Origin of the sequence: Vreelandella hamiltonii (assembly GCF_014651795.1) — a bacterium.
Taxonomy (GTDB): Bacteria; Pseudomonadota; Gammaproteobacteria; order Pseudomonadales; family Halomonadaceae; genus Vreelandella; species Vreelandella hamiltonii.
On the sequence record NZ_BMXO01000010.1, the window covers coordinates 107,066 to 133,109 of the forward strand.

At 63.0% G+C, this 26,044-nt stretch carries 28 protein-coding genes; 9 read left to right on the plus strand and 19 right to left on the minus strand.

Annotated elements, in window-relative coordinates; translation table 11 throughout:
* Positions 1–11: 11 nt before the first annotated feature.
* A complete protein-coding gene (gene folB / locus IE061_RS11460; protein WP_039175618.1) occupies positions 12–392 on the plus strand; it encodes a dihydroneopterin aldolase in 381 nt (126 codons plus the stop codon).
* Positions 389–934, plus strand: coding sequence for a 2-amino-4-hydroxy-6-hydroxymethyldihydropteridine diphosphokinase (folK, locus tag IE061_RS11465; RefSeq protein ID WP_193461641.1), 546 nt, complete (start codon positions 389–391; stop codon positions 932–934). Before folB ends, folK begins: the two co-directional genes overlap by 4 nt.
* Here folK and IE061_RS11470 read toward each other — a convergent pair.
* On the minus strand, positions 931–2,049 hold the full coding sequence (locus IE061_RS11470; RefSeq protein WP_096921361.1) for a polynucleotide adenylyltransferase: 1,119 nt from the start codon (positions 2,047–2,049) through the stop codon (positions 931–933). The genes folK and IE061_RS11470 overlap by 4 nt on opposite strands.
* On the minus strand, positions 2,049–2,864 hold the full coding sequence (locus IE061_RS11475; RefSeq protein WP_193461642.1) for a symmetrical bis(5'-nucleosyl)-tetraphosphatase: 816 nt from the start codon (positions 2,862–2,864) through the stop codon (positions 2,049–2,051). Before IE061_RS11475 ends, IE061_RS11470 begins: the two co-directional genes overlap by 1 nt.
* Positions 2,865–3,065: 201 nt before the next feature.
* Here IE061_RS11475 and IE061_RS11480 point away from each other — a divergent pair, with 201 nt between their 5' ends.
* Together IE061_RS11480 and IE061_RS11485 are read left to right on the plus strand one after the other, a co-directional pair.
* Positions 3,066–3,242 carry a hypothetical protein gene (locus IE061_RS11480; RefSeq protein WP_193461643.1) on the plus strand — a complete coding sequence of 59 codons (177 nt, stop codon included), beginning with the start codon at positions 3,066–3,068 and terminating at the stop codon, positions 3,240–3,242.
* Positions 3,242–4,705 carry an FAD-dependent oxidoreductase gene (locus IE061_RS11485; RefSeq protein ID WP_193461644.1) on the plus strand — a complete coding sequence of 488 codons (1,464 nt, stop codon included), beginning with the start codon at positions 3,242–3,244 and terminating at the stop codon, positions 4,703–4,705. The genes IE061_RS11480 and IE061_RS11485 overlap by 1 nt, the downstream gene beginning before the upstream one ends.
* 15 nt (positions 4,706–4,720) lie before the next feature.
* Here IE061_RS11485 and apaG read toward each other — a convergent pair whose 3' ends face one another.
* From apaG to IE061_RS11510, 5 genes are read right to left on the minus strand one after another with little or no spacing between them, the layout of a single operon-like run.
* Positions 4,721–5,098 carry a Co2+/Mg2+ efflux protein ApaG gene (gene apaG / locus IE061_RS11490; RefSeq protein WP_144979781.1) on the minus strand — a complete coding sequence of 126 codons (378 nt, stop codon included), beginning with the start codon at positions 5,096–5,098 and terminating at the stop codon, positions 4,721–4,723.
* The gene (gene rsmA / locus IE061_RS11495) at positions 5,095–5,922 is read right to left on the minus strand and encodes a 16S rRNA (adenine(1518)-N(6)/adenine(1519)-N(6))-dimethyltransferase RsmA (protein WP_039175608.1); all 828 of its coding nucleotides are present in this window, start codon (positions 5,920–5,922) and stop codon (positions 5,095–5,097) included. The genes apaG and rsmA overlap by 4 nt, the downstream gene beginning before the upstream one ends.
* A 26-nt stretch (positions 5,923–5,948) precedes the next feature.
* Complete coding sequence (gene pdxA, locus IE061_RS11500) at positions 5,949–6,992, minus strand: 4-hydroxythreonine-4-phosphate dehydrogenase PdxA (protein ID WP_039175605.1); 1,044 nt, start codon at positions 6,990–6,992, stop codon at positions 5,949–5,951.
* Positions 6,992–8,029, minus strand: coding sequence for a peptidylprolyl isomerase (locus IE061_RS11505; RefSeq protein WP_193461645.1), 1,038 nt, complete (start codon positions 8,027–8,029; stop codon positions 6,992–6,994). The genes pdxA and IE061_RS11505 overlap by 1 nt, the downstream gene beginning before the upstream one ends.
* 35 nt (positions 8,030–8,064) lie before the next feature.
* Positions 8,065–10,512 (minus strand): LPS-assembly protein LptD, encoded by a 2,448-nt coding sequence (locus IE061_RS11510; RefSeq protein WP_193461646.1) that lies wholly within the window; start codon positions 10,510–10,512, stop codon positions 8,065–8,067.
* A gap of 70 nt (positions 10,513–10,582) precedes the next feature.
* Here IE061_RS11510 and IE061_RS11515 point away from each other — a divergent pair, with 70 nt between their 5' ends.
* The 4 genes from IE061_RS11515 to speD all read left to right on the plus strand — a co-directional run bounded on the left by IE061_RS11515 (position 10,583) and on the right by speD (position 13,799).
* The gene (locus IE061_RS11515) at positions 10,583–11,593 is read left to right on the plus strand and encodes an aminoglycoside phosphotransferase family protein (protein WP_193461647.1); all 1,011 of its coding nucleotides are present in this window, start codon (positions 10,583–10,585) and stop codon (positions 11,591–11,593) included.
* On the plus strand, positions 11,590–12,246 hold the full coding sequence (murU, locus tag IE061_RS11520; RefSeq protein ID WP_193461648.1) for an N-acetylmuramate alpha-1-phosphate uridylyltransferase MurU: 657 nt from the start codon (positions 11,590–11,592) through the stop codon (positions 12,244–12,246). Before IE061_RS11515 ends, murU begins: the two co-directional genes overlap by 4 nt.
* 110 nt (positions 12,247–12,356) lie before the next feature.
* The gene (locus tag IE061_RS11525; RefSeq protein WP_039175595.1) at positions 12,357–12,776 is read left to right on the plus strand and encodes an OsmC family protein; all 420 of its coding nucleotides are present in this window, start codon (positions 12,357–12,359) and stop codon (positions 12,774–12,776) included.
* Between the two features lie 228 nt (positions 12,777–13,004).
* Positions 13,005–13,799, plus strand: coding sequence for an adenosylmethionine decarboxylase (speD, locus tag IE061_RS11530; protein WP_016916304.1), 795 nt, complete (start codon positions 13,005–13,007; stop codon positions 13,797–13,799).
* Positions 13,800–13,892: 93 nt separating this feature from the next.
* On the opposite strand, the gene lpxL is transcribed toward speD, so the two are convergent.
* The 12 genes from lpxL to IE061_RS11590 form a co-directional block, all read right to left on the minus strand.
* Positions 13,893–14,804 carry an LpxL/LpxP family Kdo(2)-lipid IV(A) lauroyl/palmitoleoyl acyltransferase gene (gene lpxL, locus IE061_RS11535; RefSeq protein WP_039175592.1) on the minus strand — a complete coding sequence of 304 codons (912 nt, stop codon included), beginning with the start codon at positions 14,802–14,804 and terminating at the stop codon, positions 13,893–13,895.
* Between the two features lie 12 nt (positions 14,805–14,816).
* Positions 14,817–15,917, minus strand: a complete 1,101-nt coding sequence (alr, locus tag IE061_RS11540) for an alanine racemase (protein WP_144979769.1) — start codon at positions 15,915–15,917, stop codon at positions 14,817–14,819.
* Between the two features lie 200 nt (positions 15,918–16,117).
* Positions 16,118–17,092 (minus strand): RNA polymerase sigma factor RpoS, encoded by a 975-nt coding sequence (rpoS, locus tag IE061_RS11545; RefSeq protein WP_039176022.1) that lies wholly within the window; start codon positions 17,090–17,092, stop codon positions 16,118–16,120.
* Between the two features lie 152 nt (positions 17,093–17,244).
* Positions 17,245–18,279: a peptidoglycan DD-metalloendopeptidase family protein gene (locus tag IE061_RS11550; protein ID WP_039175589.1), complete on the minus strand. Its 1,035-nt coding sequence runs from the start codon at positions 18,277–18,279 to the stop codon at positions 17,245–17,247.
* 56 nt (positions 18,280–18,335) lie between these two features.
* Complete coding sequence (locus IE061_RS11555) at positions 18,336–19,247, minus strand: DUF368 domain-containing protein (RefSeq protein WP_373294977.1); 912 nt, start codon at positions 19,245–19,247, stop codon at positions 18,336–18,338.
* Positions 19,248–19,285: 38 nt separating this feature from the next.
* Entirely contained in the window at positions 19,286–19,963 is a 678-nt protein-coding gene (locus IE061_RS11560) for a protein-L-isoaspartate(D-aspartate) O-methyltransferase (protein ID WP_039175586.1), read from the minus strand.
* The gene (gene surE, locus IE061_RS11565) at positions 19,950–20,696 is read right to left on the minus strand and encodes a 5'/3'-nucleotidase SurE (RefSeq protein WP_189462592.1); all 747 of its coding nucleotides are present in this window, start codon (positions 20,694–20,696) and stop codon (positions 19,950–19,952) included. Before surE ends, IE061_RS11560 begins: the two co-directional genes overlap by 14 nt.
* A 21-nt stretch (positions 20,697–20,717) precedes the next feature.
* Positions 20,718–21,758: a tRNA pseudouridine(13) synthase TruD gene (truD, locus tag IE061_RS11570; protein ID WP_081136140.1), complete on the minus strand. Its 1,041-nt coding sequence runs from the start codon at positions 21,756–21,758 to the stop codon at positions 20,718–20,720.
* Positions 21,751–22,239: a 2-C-methyl-D-erythritol 2,4-cyclodiphosphate synthase gene (gene ispF, locus IE061_RS11575; RefSeq protein ID WP_081136142.1), complete on the minus strand. Its 489-nt coding sequence runs from the start codon at positions 22,237–22,239 to the stop codon at positions 21,751–21,753. The genes truD and ispF overlap by 8 nt, the downstream gene beginning before the upstream one ends.
* Positions 22,239–22,964 carry a 2-C-methyl-D-erythritol 4-phosphate cytidylyltransferase gene (gene ispD / locus IE061_RS11580; RefSeq protein ID WP_081136143.1) on the minus strand — a complete coding sequence of 242 codons (726 nt, stop codon included), beginning with the start codon at positions 22,962–22,964 and terminating at the stop codon, positions 22,239–22,241. The genes ispF and ispD overlap by 1 nt, the downstream gene beginning before the upstream one ends.
* Positions 22,961–23,326: a cell division protein FtsB gene (ftsB, locus tag IE061_RS11585; RefSeq protein WP_016916293.1), complete on the minus strand. Its 366-nt coding sequence runs from the start codon at positions 23,324–23,326 to the stop codon at positions 22,961–22,963. Before ftsB ends, ispD begins: the two co-directional genes overlap by 4 nt.
* A gap of 44 nt (positions 23,327–23,370) precedes the next feature.
* Complete coding sequence (locus tag IE061_RS11590; RefSeq protein ID WP_193461650.1) at positions 23,371–24,543, minus strand: GNAT family N-acetyltransferase; 1,173 nt, start codon at positions 24,541–24,543, stop codon at positions 23,371–23,373.
* A 144-nt stretch (positions 24,544–24,687) separates the two neighbouring features.
* Between IE061_RS11590 and IE061_RS11595 the strand changes: the two genes are divergently transcribed.
* Complete coding sequence (locus tag IE061_RS11595) at positions 24,688–26,043, plus strand: aldehyde dehydrogenase family protein (RefSeq protein WP_193461651.1); 1,356 nt, start codon at positions 24,688–24,690, stop codon at positions 26,041–26,043.
* Position 26,044: the final 1 nt, after the last annotated feature.

Consider the following 26,044-nt stretch of genomic DNA (forward strand, 5'->3'; position numbering starts at 1 on the left):
GGGAATGGCCTGTGGACCGCATATTGATTGAAGCACTCACCGTAGAAACCGTGATTGGCGTATACGATTGGGAGCGCACCATCACGCAATCGCTGAGCCTGGATCTCTCCCTGGCCACGGACATCCGGCCTGCCGCCGCCACCGATGATTTGCGCCTGACTCTCGATTATGCCGCGATCTGCCAGCGAATCCAGCAGTTCGCCGACGAGCATCAGTTTGCGCTGGTCGAAACCTTTGCCGAGCGGCTGGCCGCCAGTTTGCAGCACGAGTTCCCGATCAGCTGGCTGCACATGCGTGTGCGCAAGCCCGGCGCGGTGCCTCAAGCAGCCAGTGTCGGGTTGGAAATCACCCGTGGCAGCCTGCCAAAAAACCGCAAGGATAGCGACCCATGAATCTGGTGACACTGAGCCTGGGCAGCAATATCGACCCGGAAAAGCACATCCGCCTGTGCCTGGATGCCCTGGCAGAGACGTTTGGCGAACTGCAGATATCGCGCATTTTCGAGAGCGAACCCGTCGGCTTCAAGGATAGCCGCAATTTCTACAACCTGGTGGTGGCGTTCCATAGCGACTGGTCCGTGGCCAGACTGCAGGCTTGGTCCAAAGCATTGGAAATGGCCCATGGGCGGACGCCCGACATGGTCAAGTGCAGCCCGCGTGCCCTGGATATCGACCTGCTGACCGTGGGGGACGCCTGCGGCGTGATAGATGATGTGGCCCTGCCGCGGGCTGAAATCACCCAGAACGCGTTCGTACTGCAACCCTTGGCCGAGCTGCTGCCCGACGAACGGCACCCCCGCTGTCATACGCCTTATGCCACGCTGTGGCAGCGTTTCACCTTGGGTCGTCAGCGGCTGTGGGCCATCGACTTTCAGTGGCAGGGGCGCTTCGTTTCCCAGGCCGACCCCTTGCCGCGCAAGGTCCACGCGCGCTAAAGCGCTGCGGCCACGGCCTCGCGCCGCCGTTGACGCAGCGCTTCTCCCAAGGCTGCCCCTCGGTAGCCTTCCCCCATCAACACCTGAGGGCTGACCGCGCAGGCGGCTTGCCAGGCCGCCTCCAGAACGGGGCGCAAGGCCGGCGCAAGCCGCTCCAGCAACTGCAATTGCGCGCTGACCTGGGCAGGCTTGCGCCAGCCATCCAGACGCTCCAGCCAGCACAGCACTTTCTCGGCTTCCAGCGGGGCTGCCAGCAGCGCCTTGGTCGAGGCGGCATGGCGTGCCAGCTGCGCAACGCTATTGGGCAACTTCAAACGCACGGCCAGGGCTTCGCGCTGTGGCTCACTCAGCACCGACACCAGCAGCGCATAGCGCCAGTGCGCCAGCGGCGGCTCGCGCTGTTCGGGAGCTGCCTGCATGGCCTCCAGGGCCTGGGCCAGACACGCCTTCGCTGCCAGCTCAGGCCACCACGCCGCCAACGCATCACACGCGGCCAGGGTCGTGAAATAGCACTCGGGGCTGGGTTCGGCCAGCGCCTTCTCGGTCTCGACCCACACGCGCTCGGCTGCCAGATGCGCCAGCTCTCCGCTGCGGCTGACCGCGCGCATCAGGGCCAGGGTATCCGGAGCAACGGCAAAGCCCATGGAGGCATAGCGGGCTAAAAAACGCGCAGTACGCAGTACGCGCAAGGGGTCTTCACTGAAGGCGGGGGAGACATGGCGAAGCCAGCGTTGCTCGATGTCCCGCTGTCCGTGATAAGGGTCGGTCAAATGCCCATCCGCCGCCTGGGCGATGGCATTGATGGTCAGATCCCGACGGGAGAGATCCTCTTCCAACGTCACGTCGGGGCTGGCGTGCACCTCGAACCCGCCATACCCGTGGCCCGACTTGCGCTCGGTACGCGCCAGCGCGTACTCCTCCTGGGTAGCCGGGTGCAGGAACACCGGAAAATCGCGCCCGACGGGCTTGAATCCACGCTGCTGCATCATTTCGGGGGTTGCCCCCACCACCACCCAGTCGTGATCCACCACGGGCCACCCCAACAGCTCGTCCCGCACGGCCCCACCCACGCGGTAGACCTCCAGCCCTTGGGTGTATGCATCCAGCTGAAACATCAGCGGCCTCCCTGCTGGCTGGGCACACTGACACGCTGGCCGCTCTCCAGCACCAGCGCGCTCAGCGAACCACCCCACACGCACCCGGTATCGATCCCGTGCACATCCACCCTCGCGCCGGGGGTACGCCCCTCCAACGCCGCCCAGTGGCCAAACAGCAGGCGCAGATCGTCGGCACGGGGAAACTGGAACCAGGGCGCAAAGCCCGCAGGCGCGCTATCCAACCCCTCCTTGGCAGCAAAATCGAGCCGCTCCTGGGCATCGATGAAGCGCATCCGAGTGAACACATTGACGATACAGCGCAGCCTGTCCATGCCTTCGAGCTGGTCGTGGAAGCGGTCAGGCTGATTGCCGAACAGTTGGCTCAGGAAAGCTCCCGCCTGCTCGCTGCCCAGCGCTGCTTGTACTTCTCCGCTCAGTGCCAGCGCCTGTTCGGCACTCCAACTGGGCAGCAGCCCAGCGTGGGTCATCAGCGTGTTATCGACCTGTACCGCAAGAGGAAGGCTTTGCAGCCAGTCCAGCAAATCGTCGCGGTGCGGCGAAGACAGAATGTCGTCCAGCGTGTCGTGGCGCTTGAGCTTGCCGCCCCCCCGTGCCACCACCAGCAGGTGGAAATCGTGATTCCCCAGCACGCTGCGTGCGGCGCTGCCCAGCGCTTTCACTTCCTGCAGGCAGGCCAGGGAGCCAGGCCCCCGGTTGATCAAATCGCCCACCAGCCAGAGCGTATCGCGGGCGGGATCAAAGCTGATTTTATCCAGCAAGGCGACAAACTCGGCATGACATCCATGCAGGTCGCCAATGACATAAGTGCTCATGGGTAAAGGCCTGTTGACTGATTCAATGTTGGCGTCGCGGGGCCGTATCGGTGACCACGCATAAACCGCTGGAGCAATCGCCGTGCATATCCCACTATAACGTTAGCGACTCGGCAACCCCTGGCAGGCCTATCTGACAAACCCTGACAACCACCGGGGGTGCGATTCGCGCACGACTGGCCACCACAAGGATGCCCCGCCATGCCTGCCTCTGCCTTGCCCGACGACGCGCGCCTGCGTCTTACCCGGCGCGATGCGCTCAAGACCTTCACCCTGATCACGGGCGGCACGTTGGCCGCGCTAGCCTACTCACCGCTTTTGCAGGCCCGGCCGGTAAAGCAGGTGAATGGCTGGCTGCTGCATGAGGATGATCGCTAATGTATGTGGCGTTCGAAACCCTTGCGGCCCAGACTGCGCCCCCTGCTCCGCCCTATGATCTGTGTATCGTGGGGGCAGGCGCTGCGGGCATCAGCATCGCCGTGACGCTGGCCCAGCGTGGCCACCGCATTCTGCTATGCGAAGGGGGCGGAGCCTCGTACAGCGAACGCTCCCAGGAGATCTACCGAGGCGAGGTGGTGGGCGACGCCTATCCGGCGCTCGACGGCGCCCGTTTACGTTACCTGGGTGGCTCCACCAATCACTGGGGTGGCGTTTGCCGCCCCCTCGACCGCCACGATTTCGTCGCCAAGCCTGCCGCCCCCGAGACGGGCTGGCCCATCACCCATGACGCGCTGGCCCCCTACTACGCTCCGGCAGCCACACTGCTCGACCTGACACCGCCGCCAAGCGACAGCCCGCTGGTCGGCTCCGGCTTCGAGCGCATCCATTTTTCACTGGGCAACCCGGTGCGCCTGAAAGACAAGTATGCGCCTGCCTTGAACGCCGCCCCTACGCTGGACTACTGCCTGGATGCCAACCTGACGGGCATCGAGCAGGAGGCAGGCCATGTACGGAGCATCACGCTGCGCAGCTTTGCCGGTCAGCAGTGCCAGGTGCGGGCGCGCTATTTCGTGCTGGCCTGCGGCGGCATCGACAACGCTCGGCTGCTGCTGTGGCTGAACCAGCAGACACAAGGGGCGCTGATTCGCGATGCCACGACGCTGGGTCGCTACTGGATGGAGCATCCCCATGCATCGGTGGGTCAGGCGCTGCTGTTCGACCCCCAGGCGGTGGGCATCGACCCCGAATACAACGTGTTCCTTTCGCCTACGCCCACGGCCCTGCGTCAGCGTGGGCTCCTCAACTGCGGGCTGCGGCTCCACCGCATGAGCCCGGAAGGTACGCAGCAGCTCATCGACACACTATCGCTCACGGCTCCGGCGCTGGGGCAACAGATTGCCGCTCGGCATGCACGCGGTGAACGTATGCATGGCGTCATTCTGCGAGCCGCCTGGGAGCAGGAGCCCCGTTTCGACAACCGAGTGGCGTTGAGCGAAGAACACGACGAATTTGGCATACCGCGCAGCCGCCTGTTCTGGCGGCAGTCCGCGCTGGATTACCACACCATCCGCGACAGCCTGATGCTGTTCGGCGAGTACCTGATCGACCAGGACATTGGCCGCTTGCAGTTGGCCGACTGGCTGGCCTCGCCTACGGTGCAGTTCCCTGTTGAAGGCGAGCTGGCCGGTCGCCACCACATGGGCGGGACGCGCATGAGCCATCGAGCCGAGCAAGGGATCGTGAACAGCGACTGCCGACTGTTCGATCAGCGCAATCTGTATATTGCGGGTTCCAGCGTCTTCCCAAGCGTCGGCCATGCCAACCCGACCCTGACCATCGTCCAGCTGGCACTGAGGCTATGCGACCATCTGCATGCCCAACTGACCCCACCCGCGGCCTGAGCCGAGAGTGAGGCGTCAATGCAGCTGGCGGGGCACCGCTAACCGAAAGGGCGAGACGGGCACATCGAACGCCCGCTGGGTGTAGGTGTTCAACAAGGTGTAAGCACCCTCCATGACACCTACCGGGGTTTGCAGTATCGCTCGGCTGGTATAGCGGAACCGTTGCCCCGGGCCAATCAGCGGCTGCTGACCCACCACGCCCTTGCCGCGCACTTCCTGGCTCTCGCCATTGCCCTGGGTGATTTTCCAGTAGCGTGCCATCAGCTGCACGCTATGGGGGCTTTGGTTGTGCACCGTCACGGTATAGCTGAATACGTAGCGGGCCTCGCTGGCACTCGACTCGGCGTCCTGAAACTCTGGCGTGACGCTGACCTCGATCTCCAGCCCGCTCACGCGTCACCACTCCGCTGTTCCACGTCCTCATTGGCGGCCACATGATTGGCGATGGTCACGTATTCCGCCACGGTCAGGGTTTGCGGGCGCCGGGCAGGGTCGATGCCCAACGCTTCCAGGGCCTCTGCACTGACCCGCCCCTTCAGGTTGTTGCGCAGCGTCTTGCGGCGCTGCCCAAAGGCCAGCTTGACCAGCTCGAAAAGCAGGGCCGGATCATCGGCCACCTGGGGTAGCGATGCATGGGGCGTCAGCCGCACAATGGCGGAATCGACCTTGGGACGGGGCACGAAGGCTTCCGGTGGCACGATGAACAGCTGGTCCACCTGACAGTAATACTGCGCCATCACCGAGAGCCGCCCCCAATCGGTACTGCCGGGCTCGGCCGCCAGGCGCTCCACCACCTCTTTTTGCAGCATGAAGTGCATATCGGCGATGGCTGACCCCATGGTCAGCAGGTGCACGATCAGCGGCGTCGAAATGTTGTAAGGCAGATTCCCCACCACGCGCAGCGGCTGACCGTCGCCCTTGAGGGCGGCAAAATCGAACTTCAGTGCGTCGCCTTCGTGAATCACGAATTCGGGGTAGTTGAAAAACTGCACCCGCAACCCCGGAATCAGATCTCTATCCAGCTCGATGACTTCCAGCTTGCCGGTCGCTTCCAGCAAGGGAGCAGTGAGGGCGCCCTGGCCAGGACCGATTTCGACCAGCCGATCGCCTTCACGCGGCCCGATGGCACGGACAATCCGTGAAATGATCCCGAGATCACGGAGAAAGTTTTGACCGAAGCGTTTACGAGCACGGTGCTGCTGGGGCACTTGAGACATCTAACAGTGTTCCTTGGAGGGTTGATTCATGGGGCGGCCTGAGAGGAGGCACGCTGGGTGGCCAGCCGCTGGGCGAGTGCCACCGCCACGCCCAGGCTGGAGGGGTTGGCAATGCCGCGGCCTGCCAGGTCCAGCGCCGTGCCATGGTCTACCGAGGTGCGTACCAGCGGCAGCCCCAAGGTGATGTTGGCAGCCTGACCAAAGCCTGCGTATTTTAGCACTGCCAGGCCCTGGTCGTGATACATCGCCAGTACCGCATCGACCCCCGCCAGATGGCGTGGGGTAAACAGGGTATCGGCCGGAAACGGGCCTTCCACGTTCAGGCCCTCGGCACGCAGCGCCTGCAGGGTGGGCGTGATGATTTCCAGCTCTTCGCGGCCCAGGTGGCCATCTTCACCCGCATGGGGGTTGAGCCCACACACCGCCACCCGAGGCTGGGCAATGCCGAATTGACGCTGCAGGTCCGCCACCAGCAGACGGCTGATGCGCGCAATGCGCTCGCCGGTAATGGCATCCGCCACATCGCGCAGCGGCAGATGGGTGGTCACCAGAGCAACCCGCAGGTCGCTTTCGCCCTGCCACTGTGGCGACGTGGCGTGCAGCGCAGCGTCCGTGGCCAACAGCATGACCACCTCATCCACGCCGCAGGCGTCCCGCAGCCACTCGGTGTGGCCCGTGAAGTGCGGGTAGCCACCTTCGATGATCACGCCCTTGTGCAGCGGGGCAGTCACCATGGCCGCCGCGTGTCCGGCCAGGCAGGCATCCACTGCCGTCTGCAGGGTGTCCAGCACATAGCCTGCATTGGCAGGGTCCAGCACGCCGGGCGTGGCCGGTGCGCGCAAGGCGACCGGCCACACCACCAGGCGCCCTGGCGAGGAGACCTGCTGGCTGCCCGGCTCGGCGACCACGATCTCCACCGTGAGCGCGAGCAACGCCGCCCGCTGGGCGAGCAGCGTCGGGTCACCTACCGCCACGGTGTTGTTCAGACGCCCCTGGGCCGCCAGCATCAGCGTCAGCTCGGGGCCGATACCGGCGGGCTCCCCGGTGGTGATCAGCAGCGGCAGCGACATTACAGGCGAATGTCCACGAAGGCCTGTTCGCGAATTTCACGCTGCCATACTTCCAGCTCTTCATTGGCACGACGCTGGAAGATGGCCTGGCGCACCTGCTCGCGACGGCTCTCTTCGGTCACGTCCTGACGGCGACGCTCCAGCACTTCGATCACGTGGTAGCCAAACTGCGAGCGCACCGGCTCGGACAGCTGGTTGGGGCCGAGCGAGTTCATGGCCTCTTCGAAGGCAGGCACCGTCTGGCCGGGGCGCACCCAACCCAGGTCGCCACCGTTCATGCCGCTTCCCCGGTCATCGCTGAGTTCACGGGCAACGGTGGCAAAGTCTTCGCCCTGCTGCAGGCGCTGGCGAGCCTGCTCTGCGCGGCTACGCGCTTGCGCTTCGTCACGGGTGGGCGTCAGCTCGACCAGCACGTGGCGCGCGCGGGTCTCTTCGATGAACGACTGGCCCTGCTGAGAGGGCTGCTGCTCGAGAAAACGCTCCACTTCCCGGTCCGACACGGAAACCCGCTGGCTGATCTGACGCTGCTGCACCTGGCGCATCAGCATTTCGCGCCTTACTTCCTCTCGCACGCTGGCCAGACTCATGCCATCGGCTTCCACGGCATCGGCAAACTGGTCCAGGCTCATGCCATTGGACTCGGCAATGGTACGCAGCTGACGGTTAAGCTCGGTGTCGTCCACGCTCAGGTTGGCGCGGTTGGCCATCTGCAGCTGAATTTCGTCCATCACCATGCGCTCCAGCACCTGCTGGGCCAACTGGCTGCGGGGCGGCAGTTGCCCGCCTTGAGCGGCCGCCTGCTGTTCGATTTGCGCGATGCGGTCGTTCAGCTCACTGCGCATGATGACACCATCGTTGACAACGGCCACGACGCTATCCAGCGGCTGACGCTGCGCGGATTCGAAGCTCTGGGCCTGAACGCTCAACGGTACCAGGGCAGCACCGGCACCCAGACACAGGGTCATCATGGTGCCCGCCGAAAGCAGTCTTGCCCGCTGGGAGAGCTTGCGGGTCCGCAGGGTCTTTCTGATCGTCATAAAAAGTCTCTTTCAGTCGCCATTCAAGGTGATCGTTAAAGGGGTGTGGGGCGGTAGCCAGGGATCGCCTGCTCAAAGTAGCTGTCGGCCTGTTGACCAACACCGCCAAGACCACGGAAGACAAAGCGCAAGAACAGCCCACGGTCACTAAAGTCGTCTTCCACTCTGGCGGTATCGTTGTCGTCTATCCACTCCCGCCAGACAAGCTGTACGCCGTAGCAGCAGTCGTTCCACTGCAAGCCCGCCAACTGCTCCAGAGGACGATCGTTGGTTTGATCGTGCAGGTAGCGGCCAATCAAATCAATCCTTGGGCTGGCTTTCCAGGCCAGCGACAGGTCCCACTCTTCACGACTGTAGTCGCGGAAGCCGTCGTCGCCGGGCACCACGGAAGGATCGAACCCTTCGATCTCCCAGCGGTAGCCAAGGTTCACTACGTGGCCGTCCGGATGGCGATAACGTACATCGACACTGGAGCGTTCGGTCTGCTCACGCTCGTCGTCGTAGAGCCATTCATAGCCCGTGCTCCAGCGGTCGTTGATCTGCCAGTCCAGACGGGTCACCAGCGGCGAGCGGTCTCGCGTGGCCTGATAGCGGCTCAGCGGATTGGCATTGGGAGCATCCTCCGGACGCGGCGGCAGCGTGCTCGGGTCACCGTCACTGTCGATACGCCGCTCGGCGAAGTAGAGGCTCTGGCCAACGCCCAGCGTCAAACGATCACGTCCGGCGCTGTCTTCGATCAGCCGAGACTGTACACCCAACGAGACGCGATTCAGATCACCGACCCGGTCAGCCCCCGAGAAGCGGTGCGGGGACCAGAGCTGATCCCAGGAGAATGCCCGCTCACGGCTATCGAAGTCTGGCAGCTGGGTCTGGTTGGTACGCGGCACGTAGGCGTAGTTGATACGGGGCTCGAGAGTCTGGCGATAGTCACGCCCACCCAGCTCCAGTTCACGCTCGAAGACCAGCCCACCGTCGATGGAGGTGATGGCGACGCTACGCGAGGGCGACGTATCGCGGTCCGTGATACGGTCGCCGTAATCCAGTTCGTAGGCGGTATGCCACAGCTCGCTGCGCGGTTCGATATAGCCCCAGGACTGCTCATAGCGCCAGCCCACGCTGGGGGTCAGGTGCAAGCGGGTACCAATGGCGGCTTCCCGCTCGGGGACCCGCCGTTCGTCCACGTCACGCCAGAAATAGGTCGCGTTGGAGCGCCACTGGGTATAAAACCCGCTGCCCAGCTGCCAGTCCGAGTTGGCGGTCAGGCTGGGCAGACGGTAGAAAGGGCGATCGGTATCGCTGAGCGGGTCTTCCAGGCGCTGAAACCCCTGGGCCCTGGCGTCCAGCTGCCAGCGCTCGCCGCGGTAGTCCACCTGCGCCAGGCGCTCCATGCTGACCCGGTCACCGCTGCCGAACTCACCCCCAAAGTCGTCGAAATAGCGCCCATCGCTGGCCGCTCCGTAGCGCAATTGATAGTCGCTACGCGGGGCCAAGGCACCGGCGTGCTGCGCATCGATGTACCAGCGCTCCTCGCCTTCGAAGCGATTGTCCCCGGTGCTGCTGCCACCATCGCTGCCCAGGAAACCACCCTCCACGATCCCCTGGCTTTGCTCGAACAGGTAGCGATACTCGCCATTGAGCAGCAGCCCACGGTCCGACATCCAGCGCGGTGTAATGGTGGCGTCATGGTTAGGCGCAATGTTCCAGTAAAACGGCTGAGCATAGTCAAAGCCGTCACTGGAGAAGCTCAGCGTGGGCGACAGCAGCCCCGTGTGGCGGCGGTCATCGATGGGAAAACGCAGCCAGGGCCAGTAGAAAATCGGCACGTCCTTGACCTGCAGGCGCGCGTGGCGTGCCGTGCCGAATCCGGTGGTCTGATTCAACTGGATATCGCTACCCACCAGCTGCCAGCTGTTGGCACCCGGATCACAGGTAGTGAAGGTGGCATCGCGCAGGCGATACTGCTCTTCTCCGGTTTGCTCCAGTTGACTGGCCTGACCGCGCAGGTGCTGGTCATAGAGCACGTAATGACTATTGCGCAGCGAGGCGCGATCTTCGTTGAGCATCAGCGTGGCCTGTTCACCACGCACCATGGCCTGCCCGTCGCGGATGACCAGATCACCTTCGGCATCGACGCGTTGGCGGTCCGCCGGGAGAAATACCTGATCGGCCTGCAGTTCGGTATTGCCACGACGCAAGACCACATCGCCGCGCAGCAACGCTTCGCCATCCGCGGCATAATCCGCTTCATCGGTTTCCACCGAGAGCGTTTCCGGGTTCTCTTGCGCGGACAAACGATAGTCGGGCATCACATAGCGCCCACGACACAGCTGTTGACGTGCTTCGTCCTGCCCCCAGGGCTGCCAGTCCAGCGCGTCAGCCGACAGCGGCTGGCCCTGAGCCACCGCTGACAGCGAGGCACCGGCGAGCACACTGCCCAACAGCGTTTGCGCAACCGGAGTGGTGCGCGAGATTCGCTTGCCCATGTTCGTTATCCTTGGCATCCAGAATCGGTATTATACAGCCCGCATCATGCCCGACCAGCAAGGAGCTTGCATGTCCTCTTCCAGGATCGACGCCCTCACCCAGTGGGCAGCGCAGCATCATGGCCTCGCGCCCGCGCATATTCAATTGGCACCGGCGGGCGGCGACGCCAGTTTTCGGCGCTATTTTCGCCTCACGCTCCCCGATGGCAGCACACGCATCGTCATGGACGCGCCGCCCGCCCAAGAGGACTCGGCGCCTTTCGTGGCCATCGGCAAACGCTGGCATGCCGCCGGGCTAGCGGTCCCCTGCATCTATGCCAGCAACCTCGACGAAGGCTTCCTGCTGCTGGAGGATCTGGGCGACACCCCGCTTCAGGACACCTTCACGGACCCTGACAACACCCGTCAGCGCCACCTGGAAGCCATGGCGCTGATCGCTCAGTTGCAGAATCGTGCCGACCCTGCGGCGCTACCCGCCTACGATGAGGCTCTGCTGGGGCGTGAACTCGACCTGTTCCCCGAATGGTGCCTGGAACGTTGGCTAGGGCTGGCCGCCCCCGAGTCGTGGCCCGCGCTGCGTCAGGCGTTGATCCATAGCGCGCTGGCACAGCCCGTGGTCAGCGTACATCGGGACTTCGATGCCATGAACCTCATGTGCCAGGATCAGCAACTGACGATGATCGACTTTCAGGATGCCGTGGCTGGTCCGCTCAGCTACGACCTGATCTCGCTGCTGCGGGGGCGTTACTGTCGTTTCAGCGCCAGCCAGTTTGCCGAGCTGGTATCGCTATTCTACCAGCAGGCTCGCCAGGAGGGGCGACTGCCCCGCACTACCTCGGAAGCGGACTTTCTGGCCCAGTGCCATGCCATGGCGGCCCAGCGTTCGCTCAAGGTACTGGGCATCTTCTGCCGATTGACGCTACGCGACGCCAAGCAGGGCTACCTGGCCCGCCTGCCCCACTTCCTCGCTCACCTGGAAGACAGCCTGGCAGCCCTGCCTGCCCATCAGGGGTTTGCCGAGTGGGTCAGCAGCGAGCTGCGCCCCGCCATCATGCAGCGCCTGGCGGAGCAGAGCACATGAAGGCCATGATCCTGGCTGCAGGCCTTGGCAAGCGCATGCGCCCGCTTACCGACCACTGCCCCAAGCCGCTGCTGCCCGTCGCGGGCAAGCCGCTGATCGTGCATCACATCGAACGCCTGCGGCAGGCGGGCATTCATGAGTTGGTCATCAATGTCAGCTATCGTGCCGAGCAGATCATGGCCGCCCTGGGCGACGGCAGCGCCTATCAGGTATCCATCCAGTGGAGCCACGAGCCATCTCCGCTGGAAACCGGCGGCGGTATTCGCCAGGCGCTGCCGCTGTTGGGAGAATCTCCTTTTCTGTTGATCAACGGGGATGTGTGGTGCGACTACCTGCCGGATGCTGCCGCGCTGGCCGCCGAGGATCTGGCGCATCTGGTGCTGGTGGACAACCCGGTGCAACACCCTGACGGCGACTTCGCGCTGCATCAGGGCCGGGTGGCGAGCGCTGGAGCGCCACGCCTGACCTTTGCGGGCATCAGCCTGCTGCGCCCCGCTCTGGTGGCCAGCGAGCCGCCAGGGGCGTTTGCCCTGGCGCCGCTGCTGCGTCAGGCCATGGCCGAAGGGCGTGTCTCGGGCGAGCATTTCGCTGGCCACTGGGTAGACGTGGGTACGCCAGAGCGTCTGGCGGTGCTGGAACGACACCTTGCCTGACGGGTTTGCGATAGAGGACGTGCAGGCGACATGGAGAGAAGCCGTGCGTCTGCGCCTGGAAATGTTATGCTGCGCGACCTACCTTTCGTCGCCAGCATGAGGAGAGCAACGTGAAAGCACGGGTAACATGGACCGATGGACGCCAGTTCGTGGCGGAATCTGGCAGCGGGCACAGCGTTGTGATCGACGGCCCGCCTGACCACGGTGGCCGAAATACGGGGCCTCGCCCAATGGAAATGCTGCTGATGGGCATGGGCAGCTGTACCGCTTTTGATATTCTCAACATTCTCGACAAGGCACGGGCAGAGGTCACCGACTGCGTGGCCGAGCTGGATGCCGAGCGCGCCGATGAAGTCCCCGCCGTCTTCACCAAGATCCATGTCCACTTCGTGGTCACTGGTCGCGGCCTGAAAGAGAAGCAGGTCCAGCGTGCCGTGGAGCTGTCGGCCGAGAAGTACTGCAGCGCCTCGATCATGCTGGTCAAAGGCGGTGTCGACATCACTCACTCCTATGAGATCCGCGAAGCTTGAGCCGTCATGGGTCGGCTGGCCACGCGGGTGACGCTGCAGCATCAAAAAAAATGGCGTGGCTGGATGCAAGCCACGCCCTGGGCGGGCATAATACGCCCGCTTGTTTTTCCCTTTACTGCGTAGTGCGGGGTCGTCTTCACGGCGGCTGCGTTAGCACGGTGACAAGTGTTTATCGGTTCCGGCGCTGGCTCGTCGGGGTGTCCTCATCTGCCATAGGGAGGTTCGGAAGTGTCAGATAATCTCCGACTCCACGGGTTCAACAACCTGACCAGCTCTTTGAGCTTCAATATTTACGACATCTGTTACGCCAAAACCGAAGAGCAGCGTGCGGCTTATATCGACTATATCGATGAGCTTTACAACGCCGAACGTTTGACGCAGATCCTGAAAGACGTCACCAACATCATTGGCGCTCATGTACTGAACATCTCGCGTCAGGATTATGAGCCCCATGGCGCGAGTGTGACCATTCTGATTGCCGAGCACGAGCTGGATGACCCGACGCCAGGGCAAACCGAGCCAGGACCTGGCCCGCTGCCGGAAACGGTCGTGGCCCACCTGGACAAAAGCCATGTGACGGTACACAGCTACCCCGAGTCGCACCCCGACAACGGCATCAGCACCTTCCGTCTGGATATCGATGTATCCACCTGTGGGCATATCAGCCCATTGAAAGCGCTGAACTACCTGATCCACAGCTTCGACTCCGACATCGTCACCATGGACTACCGCGTGCGCGGTTTCACCCGTGACGTCGATGGCAAGAAGCTGTTCATCGATCACGACATCACCTCGATTCAGGACTATCTGGCAGAAGATACCAAGCAGGCCTACCAGATGATCGATGTGAACGTGTATCAGGAAAACATGTTCCACACCAAGATGCTGCTCAAGGACTTCGAGCTGGACAACTACCTGTTCGGCACGTCGCGCCGCGACATCACCTTCGAAGAAGCCCGCGATATCGAAGGCCGTCTGCGCAAAGAGATGCTGGAAATCTTCTACTCGCGCAATCTCGACTGAGGTTGCGGGCAAAAGATTCCTTCAGCACAACGCAAAGCCGCCCTTTCGGGCGGCTTTTTTCATGCTCGTTCAGTGCGCCAACCCCAGGCCGCGCTAGTAAAACCCGGCGTCGCCTTCAGGGCGCGTCTTGAAGCGCCGGTGCAGCCACAAGTACTGCTCGGGGTGCTTGCGAATGGCCCGTTCGATGAATTCGTTCACTCGGGTGGCATCGGCCACTTCGTCGCCGCTGGGGAAGCCTTCGAAGGCGGGCAGACATTCGATGGTGTAGGTACGGTTGTCCGGGTTGCGGTGAAACATCAGCGGTACCACCGGCGCTCCGGTCATGCGGGCGATCTTGGCCGTCAGGCGAATGGTGGCCGCCTGCTGCCCAAACAGCGGAGCGAAGACGCTGACATCGCGACCGAAATCCTGGTCCGGGGAGTACCATACGATATGCCCCGCCTTGATCCGCCGCACCACGCCACGCAGGTCGTGACGGTCGATGGCCTGGCCGAAAATGCGCGAGCGTGCCCGGGTCATGAAGCGTTCGAACAGCGGGTTGTTATGGGGGCGATAGACCACGTCCGCCGGGAAAAACAGCGAGTGCAGCGCGCCACCCAGATCCAGCGTCGAGAAGTGAATACCGACCACCAGCACGCCCTTGCCCTGAGCTTTGGCATGGGCCAGGTGCTCCTGGCCATGATAGGCCACGCGATGACGCAGGCCTTCGGCATCGCGACACCAGCCGGTGGCGGTTTCCACCAGCCCGATACCGTTGGCAATGAAGGTTTCCTTGACCAGCTGGCGCTGCTGCTCGGCGCTTTTCTCGGGAAAGCAGAGCGCCAGATTGGTGGCCGTGATGTGCCGCCGACGCTTGGCAAGCCGCCACGCCAGCAGGCCTATCATCTTGCCTACCCAAAGCTTGACCCGCCAGGGTAACCAGGCCGCCACGTACATGGCACCAATGGCCAGCCAGGTAGGCCAGTAGCGGGGGTGCGCAAAGGAGCGCGGATAAGATTTCGACATACGAATAACCGTTTAGACGTTGGCACCATGGTACTGCCGAGGCGCTCTGGGCAGCACGCCGGTCAGCAAGGTATAGCTGATGGTATCGCAGTGGCGGGCCACTTCGTCCACCGACAGCACGCTGCCCTGGGTAGCGCGCCCCCACAGCACGACTTCGCTACCGATGGCGGCGTCGGGCACCTCGGTGACATCCACCGTGAGCATGTCCATGGAGACTTTACCGGCGATGGGGCAGCGCTGGCCGTTGACCAGTACCGGCGTGCCATCCACGGCATGGCGATCATAGCCATCCCCATACCCTGCGGCGACGACGGCAATTTTCGAGGGGCGTGGGGCCTTCCAGCGTCCGCTGTAGCCCACTGGTTCGCCGACGGCCAGCTCACGCAGGGCGATGATTTCCGAGCGCAGCGTCATCACCGGGCGCAGCTGGCGGGTCAGCTCGCTGGCCACTTCCAGGGGGTCACTGCCATACAGCATGATACCCGGCCGATTCCAGTCGCCATGGGCGACTGGCCGAGCCAGGGTGGCAGGTGAATTGGCCAGGCAAAGCGGTGCTTTCAGCGTTGCCGCCAGGGCCTGCAAGACGCCCATCTGGTGTTCGAAGTAGCTGGCATCCTGGGCATCGGCGTTGGCGAAGTGGCTCATCAGATGCAGTGCCGTAACCTGTGGGGCACTGTGCAGACGCTGCCATACCGCAGTCGCCTCCTGAGGAGAGAACCCCAGCCGGTGCATGCCGGAATCGACCTTCAACCAGACGGGAATCGGCCGCTGCGGGGCATAGGCCAAAAGCGCCTCTACCTGCCAATGGCTGTGCACGCTGATCCACAGGCCATGATGGTCGACCAGCGCCAGCTCGTCAGCGGTAAAGATACCTTCCAACAGGATGATGGGGGCCTTGATGCCGCCTTCACGCAGGCTCAGTGCTTCTTCGATACAGGCCACCGCAAACGCAGGCACCTCGGCTTCCAGGGCGTTGGCACAGGCCAGCGCACCGTGGCCATAGGCATCGGCCTTGATGACGGCGACCGAGCGGCTCTGAGGCGCGCAGCGGCAGGCCAGCTGGTAATTGTGACGCAGCGCGTCCAGGTCAATATGGGCCACTAACGGGCGCATGGCTATCTCACTTATCAGAGCGCTCGTACGACAGCGCGGTGCTGATAATCCGCACGGCTAGCGAACGGATATGGGTTTAGCGGGCGTTACCCGATTGCCAGACAGGCTGGCTATCAAAAACAGCGCACCGAGTGAAATGCTCGGTGCGCTGTAGACTAGCATGTCGAACGTGCTGGCCGGGCCAAGTGGCTTCGACGAGGCTACGCCTCGAAAATCGAATCCAGAGAAAGCCCCTGTTTTTCCAGCGAGCGTCGCAACTTCTTTAACGCTTCTACCTGGATCTGACGAACACGCTCGCGGGTCAGACCGATTTCGGCACCCACTTCCTCCAGCGTGGCGGCTTCATGCCCACGCAGGCCAAAGCGACGCACCACCACCTCGCGCTGTTTCTCGCTGAGCTCGTCCAGCCAGTGGTCGACATGCTCGCGCACGTCTCCATCCACCAGGCATGCTTCCGGACCCAGCACATCATCGTCGGTGAGGGTATCGATGAGTGGCTTGTCGCTCTCGCCGCCCATTGGGTAGTCCACCGAGGAAACACGTTCGTTGAGCCCCAGCATCTTCTTGACGGTCTCGACCGGCTTGTCGAGATGCTCGGCAATCTCTTCTGCGGTGGCTTCGTGGTCGAGCTTCTGGGTCAACTCACGGGCGGCACGCAGATAGATGTTCAGCTCCTTGACCACATGAATCGGCAGACGAATGGTGCGCGTCTGGTTCATCAAAGCGCGTTCGATGGTTTGCCGAATCCACCAGGTGGCATAAGTGGAGAAGCGAAAACCCCGCTCGGGGTCGAACTTTTCCACCGCGCGGATCAGCCCGAGGTTGCCCTCTTCGATCAAATCCAGCAGCGTCAAACCTCGATTCAAATAGCGTCGGGCAATCTTGACCACCAACCGCAGGTTGGACTCGATCATCCGCGAGCGCCCCAAGGCATCACCCTTGCGCGCCAGACGTCCGTAATAGACCTCTTCTTCCGGCGTCAATAGCGGCGAAAAGCCGATTTCATTGAGGTAGATCTGGGTAGCATCCAGACTCTGAGTGGATTGGCGATCGTCTCGACCAAGCGCTTTCTCGAACTCTTCCTCCTCAGCCGTGGCATCGTCATCAGCCTCGTCCAGCGCCTCCTCAACCTCGTCGAGGTCGATCTCCTGTAGGTCCTTCTCCAGCATACTCATGGTCATACCCCCGTTGTCTCGCCTATCCGCCATTCGAAAAAGTCAGGGTGGTCGCACTTCCTGTGCGCGTGCACCTTATTGTTATATGACGCCTTAGTTAGCTGTCCGGGTTACCTTGATCGAGCTAATACGTTACCTTCAGAGCATGATGCCTAGCGAGCTGGCAAATAGTCGAGCGGATTCTGTGGCTGGCCATCGCGGCGCACCTCAAAATGCAGCTTGACGCTATCGGCGTCGCTATCGCCCATGGTGGCAATGACCTCACCCGCCTCGACGACATCATTCTCTTTGACACTCAAACTGTCGTTGTGTGCATAGGCGCTGAGGTATTGATCGTTGTGCTTCAACAATATCAGGTTACCGTAGCCGCGCACACCGCTGCCCGCGTACACCACGATGCCAGGTCCTGCTGCTCGCACAGGTTGCCCCTTTTGCCCCGCGATATCAATCCCGGCGGTGATACTGCCGCCTTGGCCAAACTCGCCGGTCACTCGACCATCGGTGGGCCAGCGCCAGTCGACGTTATCGACAGGCGTGAAGGTGCGCGACGAACGATCCTGGCGAGCGGCCTGGGCGGGTTGTGCCGCAGGCGTTGGCTCTGGCGTCGCTGCGGGCGCAGGCTCTGGAGCCGGTTCGGGCTCGGGCTCGACGGCAGGTGCCGAGGGCGGCTCAGCAGCGACCGACTCGGGCGGCTCTGGCGAGGCAGGCGGGGGCGTATTGGCAGCCACCTGCTGCGCGGCTTCCACGGCGCGGGGTTCGGCCGTCAAACGCTGGTTACGCTCGATGGCGCTCTCATCGGGCAGCAGCCAGTCCAGCTCCTGCTCGTTACTGGCAACGGCCGTGGCCTGGGGCTGCAGCCCGGTGGCCACTACGCCACGGGAAGCCGTGGCAGGCGCCTGGCTGGGTGCCGTGCTGGCACCCGCGCCTTCGCGCAGGGCGATGGTCTGCCCCGGCTGAATCTGATAAGGCGGGCTGATGTTGTTCAAGGCCGCCAACTGGCGGTAATCCAGGTTGTGCTGCCAAGCAATACCGTACAGAGTATCGCCTGCCTTGACGGTGTACTGAGGGGTATTTTCAACCACGCGACGGGCTTCACTCAAATCGCGTACCTGTGGCGCACCCTGCTGTTGGTTGGCACAGCCGCTGATCGCCAGCGCCAACACCGACACGATAAAAACCTTACGCATGCAATCCCTACTCCTTTTCAATGCCGTGCGCTCACACTCGATGATTCGATTCCCGCTCAATGGCTCGGGGTTGTTGAGCGTGAGGAATGCGTCACTGCGCGACGATTCAATAATACGACCAGCAGTGCTCCAAAGACCATCAACGATACGACACCAGCGACCTGCGCGGACTCGCCGGTCAGCACGGCGTAGTCGCTGGGTAACAGATAGCGATAGGCCAACGGTATCATTTGTCCATCCGAGCCCAGCTGGTAGCGTAACAGCTCGCGCCAGGGCCAGAGAACCGGCAACGAACCGACGATGAACCCCAGCAACAGCTGCAAGGTTGCCCCATGATAGCGTTTCAATAGCCATGACAGTAGCCGTGAGGACAGGGCGAGTCCCAGCAGGCAACCCATGCCGAACAGGATGATGATACCCATATCGAAGCTGCGAATCGCGCCCATGATGGTGCCGTAGAGGCCCATGGTGAGCAATAGAAAACTCCCCGACACGCCCGGCAGCAGCATGGCGCTGATGGCGATGGCGCCTGCGACCACCACGACCATCGCTTCATTACCGATCATCAACACCAGGGGCATCATGCCCGGCAGCAGTTGAGCCAGCAGCAACCCCAGGGTGAGCGGCAGCAGATAGGCTATTTTCCAGCGCTCCCCCGCCTGCCCGACGACCAGCCCCGAGGCCGCCACCAGCCCGAAAAAGAAGCCTTGCAGCAGCAGTGGATGGGCCTCCATGAGCCACAGCGCCAGGTGCGCGACGCTGAACAGGCTGATGGCGACACCGGCCAGCAAAGGCATCAGGAAGGCCAGATTGAGGTGGACATAAAGCCCACGCAGCCCACCGCGCCGCCAAGCCCCCAGGGCGCTGGGGCCAAATTGCTTGATGGTGTTGATCAGTTCTTCATAGATACCGGTAATGAACGCAATGGTGCCACCAGACACCCCGGGAACGGCATCGGCGGCTCCCATGCCAGCGCCTTTGAAAAACAGTCCTATCGTTCGACGCTTCAATCCACGACTCCTTGCAACAGGGGAACAAAGCGCACGGGTTCGAGCCGGCGCTTTTCAAATGCACAGCCAATGCGCTTGACCTGAGTCAGCCACTGGCTGCCGTCGGACTCTTCCAGCGGCGCAATCAATACGCCTTCTGGCGTCAACTGCTCGAGCAGTACCTGAGGCAGCGTTTGCGCACAGGCAGTGAGCAAAATCACATCGAAAGGGGCGGCTTCCGGCCACCCTTCGCCCCCATCGGCCACGGCCAGCGTCGCCGGGGCATCCAGCCGCCATAGTCGTTCGGCGGCACGCTCGTGCAGCGCGTGGATGCGCTCGACGGAGTAAAGGGTGTCGACCAGGCGCGACAGAATCAGCGTTTGATAGCCGGAGCCCGTACCGACTTCCAGAACACGTCGGGGCGATGCCTTCAAGACCAGCTCGGTCATGCGCGCCACGGTCAAGGGCTGCGACAGGGTCTGCCCAAAACCAATCGGCAGTGCGGTGTCTTCATAGGCACGGTGTGCCAGCGCTTCGTCCACGAACAAATGACGTGGCTCACGGGCCATCACCTCCAGCACCCGCGCATCATGCACGCCCTGCTGCTGCAGGCGTTCGATCATGCGATCTCGGGTGCGCTGAGAGGTCATGCCACGACCTCTCAACTCGCCGGGGGATAGATCAGGCAAAGGCATCCAACCAGTCCTGTACATCGCGGCGCGCCGGATGGCGCGTCAGGTCTGTTTGCAACGGGGTGATCGAGACATAGCCCGCCTCGACCGCCGCAAAATCGGTATCCTCGCCATCATCGGCGTTGGCCGCCACGGGGGCAATCCAGTAGCGCGTGCGACCACGGGGGTCTTGTACCGGAACGGGCTTCTCGGCAGGACCCCGATACCCCAAGCGGGTCACCTTGAAGCCTTTGATGGCTTCCCAGGGCAGATCAGGTACATTGACGTTGAGCAGCGTACGCGGCGGCAACGAAAGGCGGTCGGCGGCCCCCACCAGGCTGGCCGCCACGTGCGCGGCCGTAGCGAAGTGCTGGGTGCCGCACAGCGACATGGCGATGGCCGTCATGCCCAGGTTACGGCCCTCCATGGCGGCGGCTACCGTCCCGGAGTAGAGCACGTCATCGCCCAGGTTGCTGCCATGATTGATGCCGGAGATGACCAGGTCTGGCCGTTCGTCCCACAGCCCGTTCACGCCCAGATAGACGCAGTCGGCCGGGGTGCCATCGACGCTATAGAAACCGCTGTCCAGTGCGGTCAGCGACAGCGGCCGAGACAGTGTCAGCGAATTGCTGGCCCCGCTACGATCGCGGTCAGGGGCAACCACGCGCAGGTGCGCATGGGCCGTGAGCGCATCATGCAGCGCCTTCAGGCCGGGGGCGTGAACGCCATCGTCATTGGAAAGCAGCAGTCGCCGCATGTTGGTCTCCTTACACGTACATCAGGCGGTATCGGGATGGTGGATCAACTCGCCGATCACCGCCGTGGCAAAACTACCTCGCGGCAGGGCAAATGAGAGTAGCACAGCGCCGTCTTCATGGGTGATGCTGGGCGCCACCAGGCAGGCCCTCAGTGCCCGTTGAGCACGCTTGACGCCACTTTTTTCAAGCCCTTCACACAGCGCTGGATGCCGCTGTCGAAGCAATGTCTCATACTCCGCCGCCGCCCCCTGCGCCAATTCACCAACACCCCACAACACCCCGGTGGGGTGAAGATCCATCGCGGCGGCCCGCTCGATCAGCGCCTTATCCACTGAATCGACGGCAAACACGCTCTGGGTTCCTTCCAGCATCAGCGTGTCACCTGCCAACGGGCAGCACCAACTGCCCTCCTGCAAGCGCACGCTGAGCAGTTCGTTGAACAGAAAGCTGCGGGCGGTCGAGAGCATCATGCCCTGGCGGTCATCGCGTTTGCGCCAGCCCTTGGCCAGCACCGCCTGGGCTCGCTGCAAGTTGCGGGCACCCGCGCCAAAGCGCTGATGGCCAAAATAGTTGGGGACGCCGTGACGGCACAGCGCTTCCCATCGCGCGGTAAAGTCTTCCCGCTGCACGGCGTCGCCACTGAGCCGCAGTTGAAAATGGTTGGTGCGGTGCACGCCGCGCTTCAGCTTGCGCGGGTGGCGCGCCTGCTCCAGCACCTGAATGCCCAGCTCGGCCAGAGCGGCTGCCAGCCCCTCAGGCGCTGGGCGCCCCGGCAGATGTACGCTGAGCCACTGTCGCGTGACGGCGACCCGGTCTTTCATTCCTGAGTAGCCGATGTCGCGCTGCCCCACGCTGCATAGTCGGCTGAGCTGTCTGACCACATCCAGTGTGGTCAGGTTGCGCTTCTCCACCCGCAGCCAGAGGTGCTCGCCCTGCCCTTCGGGGATGAAGTCGAGCTGCTCGTCGACCCAAAAATCTTCCGGCGCGGTGCGGTAGTGGCCAGGGGCGGGCGGGCCGAAATCGGCCGTCAGGCTGCGCTGCCAATCAGGAAGTTCAAGCATCCGCTGACACTCGCGGGGTCAGCAGCACCACGGCCTCGGCGGCGATACCTTCACCCCGCCCGGTGAAGCCCAGCCGCTCGGTGGTGGTGGCCTTGACGTTCACCTGGCCCAGGGCGATTTCCAGATCCTGGGCAATGACGGTTCGCATGGCCTGGAGATGAGGCGCCATTTTAGGGGCCTGCGCCATCAAAGTGGCATCGAGATTGCCCACCTCGTAGCCGGCATGGCGCACCAGCGACATGACGTGACGCAGCAGGCCACGGCTGTCGGCGCCTTGCCAGGCGGGGTCGGTATCCGGAAAATGATGGCCGATATCGCCCAGCGCACAGGCACCCAGCAGCGCATCGCTGATGGCATGCAGCAGCACATCACCATCGGAGTGCGCCACGAACCCCTGCTCGAAGGGCAGCGCGACGCCTCCAATCATGAGATGGTCGCCGGGTCCAAAGCGATGCACGTCAAATCCATGGCCAATTCGCATTAGGCGCTCCTGTTGCCGTTATCCGCCATCGACGCGGCGGCTTGTTGAGTGTGTAGGATGGCGCCAGCCAGCGCCAGATCGCCGGGGTGGGTCACTTTCAGGTTGTCGCGGCGGCCGCTGACCAGCCGCGGCGCTTCTCCCAATGCTTCGACGGCAGAGGCTTCGTCGGTGACCAGCGTACCGTGCTGTTCGGCATGCTCCAGGGCGCGCAGCAGCAGCGCGTAACGAAAGCCTTGCGGAGTCAGCGCATGCCACAGACCGTCGCGGGGTTCAGTGCGCAGGCTGCACTGATCACCTCGGTCACGCTTCATGGTGTCGGCCACCGGCATGGCCAACAGCGCACCGGCCGAATGGCGCTGGATGGCCGCATGCAGCGCCAGCAAGTCCTGCTGGGTAATACAGGGGCGCGCCACGTCATGCACCATGACGATGTCATCCGCACGAGCGGGAATGGCACGCAGCGCGTTGAGCACACTATGCATTCGCTCCTGGCCGCCATCGACCCGCTGCCAGCGCTTGAACGGTACGCTATGCGGGTCGAACCAGCTGTCGTCGCGATCCAGACAGAGCACCAGGTGGGCCTCAGGAAAAGCCTGGGCTAGCCGTGCCAGGGTGTGGGCCAGGATCGGCTGCCCATCGAGCGACAAATACTGTTTGGGTCGATCAGCCCCCATACGTTTACCCTGCCCTGCGGCGGGCACCACCAGCCAGAGCGTTTCACTCATGGCTCACCGCCTTCGCGCTCACGCGGTGGAATGACTCCCGGCTGGGCGATCAACCCCGCATGAATCCCCAGCAGCTCGTTTTCGATGGCGACACCAGGCACCCAGAAAAATTGCTCGTCGGAACGCACCATGCCCATATCGCTGCGCGCACGCTCTTCGATGGCGGCCAGCCCGGTTTTCAAATCCGTGACCTCGGCCGCCAGTCGGGCGTTACGCTCGCGCAGGGGCTGATTGGCCGCTTCCTGTTCAGCCACACGCTCTTCGACCCGCTGAAGGTCGCGCCAGCCGCCGTTGCCCAGCCACAGCTGGTACTGCATCAGGCCAAGCACCGCCAGCAGTATCACCAAGAGCCATCTGTGCATGAGAGTGTTCCTGTATAAAAGCCAGAGCGGCGCGCATTATGCCATCAAGCCGCAGGGTCCTGCGACGCCAGAGGCGACTTATAGGGTAAAGACTGGCTGGCCGCCTGCCGATACGCCTGAACATGCTCGGCTTCCTGCTGGCAAAACTGCCCTACTCCGGCAGCCAACCCAGGGTGAACGATGTAGTGCAGCGAACGCACGCGCTGCGGGGTAAAGCCGCGCACCAGTTTGTGCTCCCCTTGCGTGCCGGGGTCGAACAGCGTCAACCCGGCTTCCAGGCAATACTCGATACCTTGATAGTAGCAAGCTTCGAAGTGCAGGCAGTCGGCGACCACTTCACTGCCCCAGTAGCGGCCATAGAGGGTCGTGGCATCCTGAAAACAGAGCGCCGCTGCCACCGGGCGGTCTTCCAACCGGGCCTGGATCAGCACCAGTGATTCGGTCATGGTATGACGCAGGCGCTCGAAAAAAGCGTGATTCAAGTACGGTGGGCGACCACGCTCATGGTAGGTAATGGTGTAGCAGCGGTAGAAGTGCGCCATGTCTGCGTCACTGATCTCACTGCCCACCAAACGCGTCAGGGTAATCCCCTGCTCGGCCACCAATCGGCGCTCACGTTTGATCATCTTGCGGCGCTTGGAGGCCAGCGAGGCCAGAAAGCCTTCGAAATCCCCAAACCCCTGGTCACGCCACTGAAACTGTACGCCTTCACGAGTGATGAGCTGCGGCCACTGTCGTTGCCAGGCGCCCACCTCCTGCTCATGGGCAAACAGCAGATGCCAACTGGAGAGCTCCCGGGCTTCACACAGCTGCTCGATACCCTGGGCTAAACAGGCGTACACCTCAGCAGCAGGTGCCTCCTCGGCGATCAGGGTGCGTGGCCCAGGCACAGGGGTGAACGGCACCGCACTCAGCGCCTTGGGGTAATACTGCCCTCCTGCCCGTTCCAGTGCGTCGGCCCAGCCCCAGTCGAACACGTACTCACCATAGGAGTGGTATTTGCGATACAGCGGCAGCGCTCCGACGAGCTGCTGCCCTTGCCAGACGCACAGGTGGCTGGGCTGCCATCCCGTGGCGGCACTGACCGAGCCGCTCTGCTCCAGCGCCTGGAGAAACGCATAACGCAGAAACGGCTGGCCCGGTGCCGCCAATGCATCCCACTGGCTTGCCGAAACGGCCTCGATGGCAGGTAGAATGGTCAACGACAGTGAAGGCATGACAGCTCCCAAGGCACGGGCAGACGCCGTGGATGGCTTACTTTACCATTAACGATGTGAACAATTGTCAATGTCTGGCGGCGATGGTTCCACCTGCAACAACCTGCCAGTATGGTCAATGTCGAACGATTCCAAGGAGTGGCCATGAAGCGTGATCTCACGTCCCTATTGACCGCGCAGCGGGAAACCGCCGCCACCGCGCCCTACCCGACCCTCGCCATTCGGCGCGAGCGGCTGGCACGCTTGGCACTCATGACACGGCGCCATCAACGGGCGATCATCCAAGCGATTCAGGCGGATTTTGGTCAGCGCAGTGAAGTGGAAATTCGCCTGGCCGAGATCAGCTCGGTGCTGCATGCCATTCGCCACGCCCGCTTGCATTTGTGGCACTGGATGCGCCCGCAAGTCGCCACCATGCCTTGGCGGCTGTGGCCAGCGCGCGCGCGCATCTCGCCCCAGCCGCTGGGGGTGGTGGGCGTCATGTCTGCCTGGAACTACCCCTGGTGCCTGGCGCTAATGCCCATCGTGGATGCGCTGGCCGCGGGTAATACCGTGCTCCTCAAGCCCAGCGAGCAGGCGCCGCATACCAGCGCGCTGCTGGCCCAGCTGGTGCCGCAATACTTTACCGATGACGAGTTCGTGGTGATCGAGGGAGGTGAGGACGTGGCCGCCGCCTTCAGCGCACTGCCGTTCGACCACCTGGTCTTTACCGGCTCGAGCCGCGTGGGCCGTCTGGTCGCAGCCGCCGCTGCGATCAACTTGACCCCGGTGACGCTGGAGCTGGGCGGCAAGTCGCCGGCGCTGGTTGCCAGTGACGCGGACCTGGATAGCGCTGCCGAGGCCATCGTGTTCGGCAAAGGGTTCAACAACGGCCAAACCTGCCTGGCCCCGGATTACGTGCTGGTCGACGCCAGCCGCATGGAGGCCTTGATCAAGGCGCTGGAGTTGGCCATACGCCATCAGCGGCCCAACGCCAGGGAAGCCACCGGCCATGTCAGTGAACACTTCGCCACACGCAGTGAGCGCCTGATCGAGCAAGCGCGTGATCAAGGTTGCCGCGTGATCGATCACGGCCCCCACGCCCCCGCGCTGGTGATCGACCCCCATCAGGGGCTTCCTCTGATGCAAGAGGAGATCTTTGGCCGTGCCTTGCCGATCATCAGCGTACAGCATCAGGAGGACGCGCTGCGCTTCATCAACGCTCGCCCAGCGCCGCTGGTGCTGTATGCCTTTACCCATGACAAGGCGCTGCAGCAGCGGCTGCTTGAGGGCACTCGCTCGGGCGCGCTGGTGTTCAACGAAACATTGCTGCACCACGCCGTGCCTTCGCTTCCCTTCGGGGGGGTCGGTGAAAGCGGCATGGGGGCTTATCATGGTCGCCACGGCTTCGAGCGTTTCAGCCATATGCGGGGAGTGTTTTATCAAGCCAAACGCGCCAACAGCCGCTGGCTGCGACCGCCTTATCGCCGCTGGCTGCTGAAATTGCTCAGGCTCGGCTAAA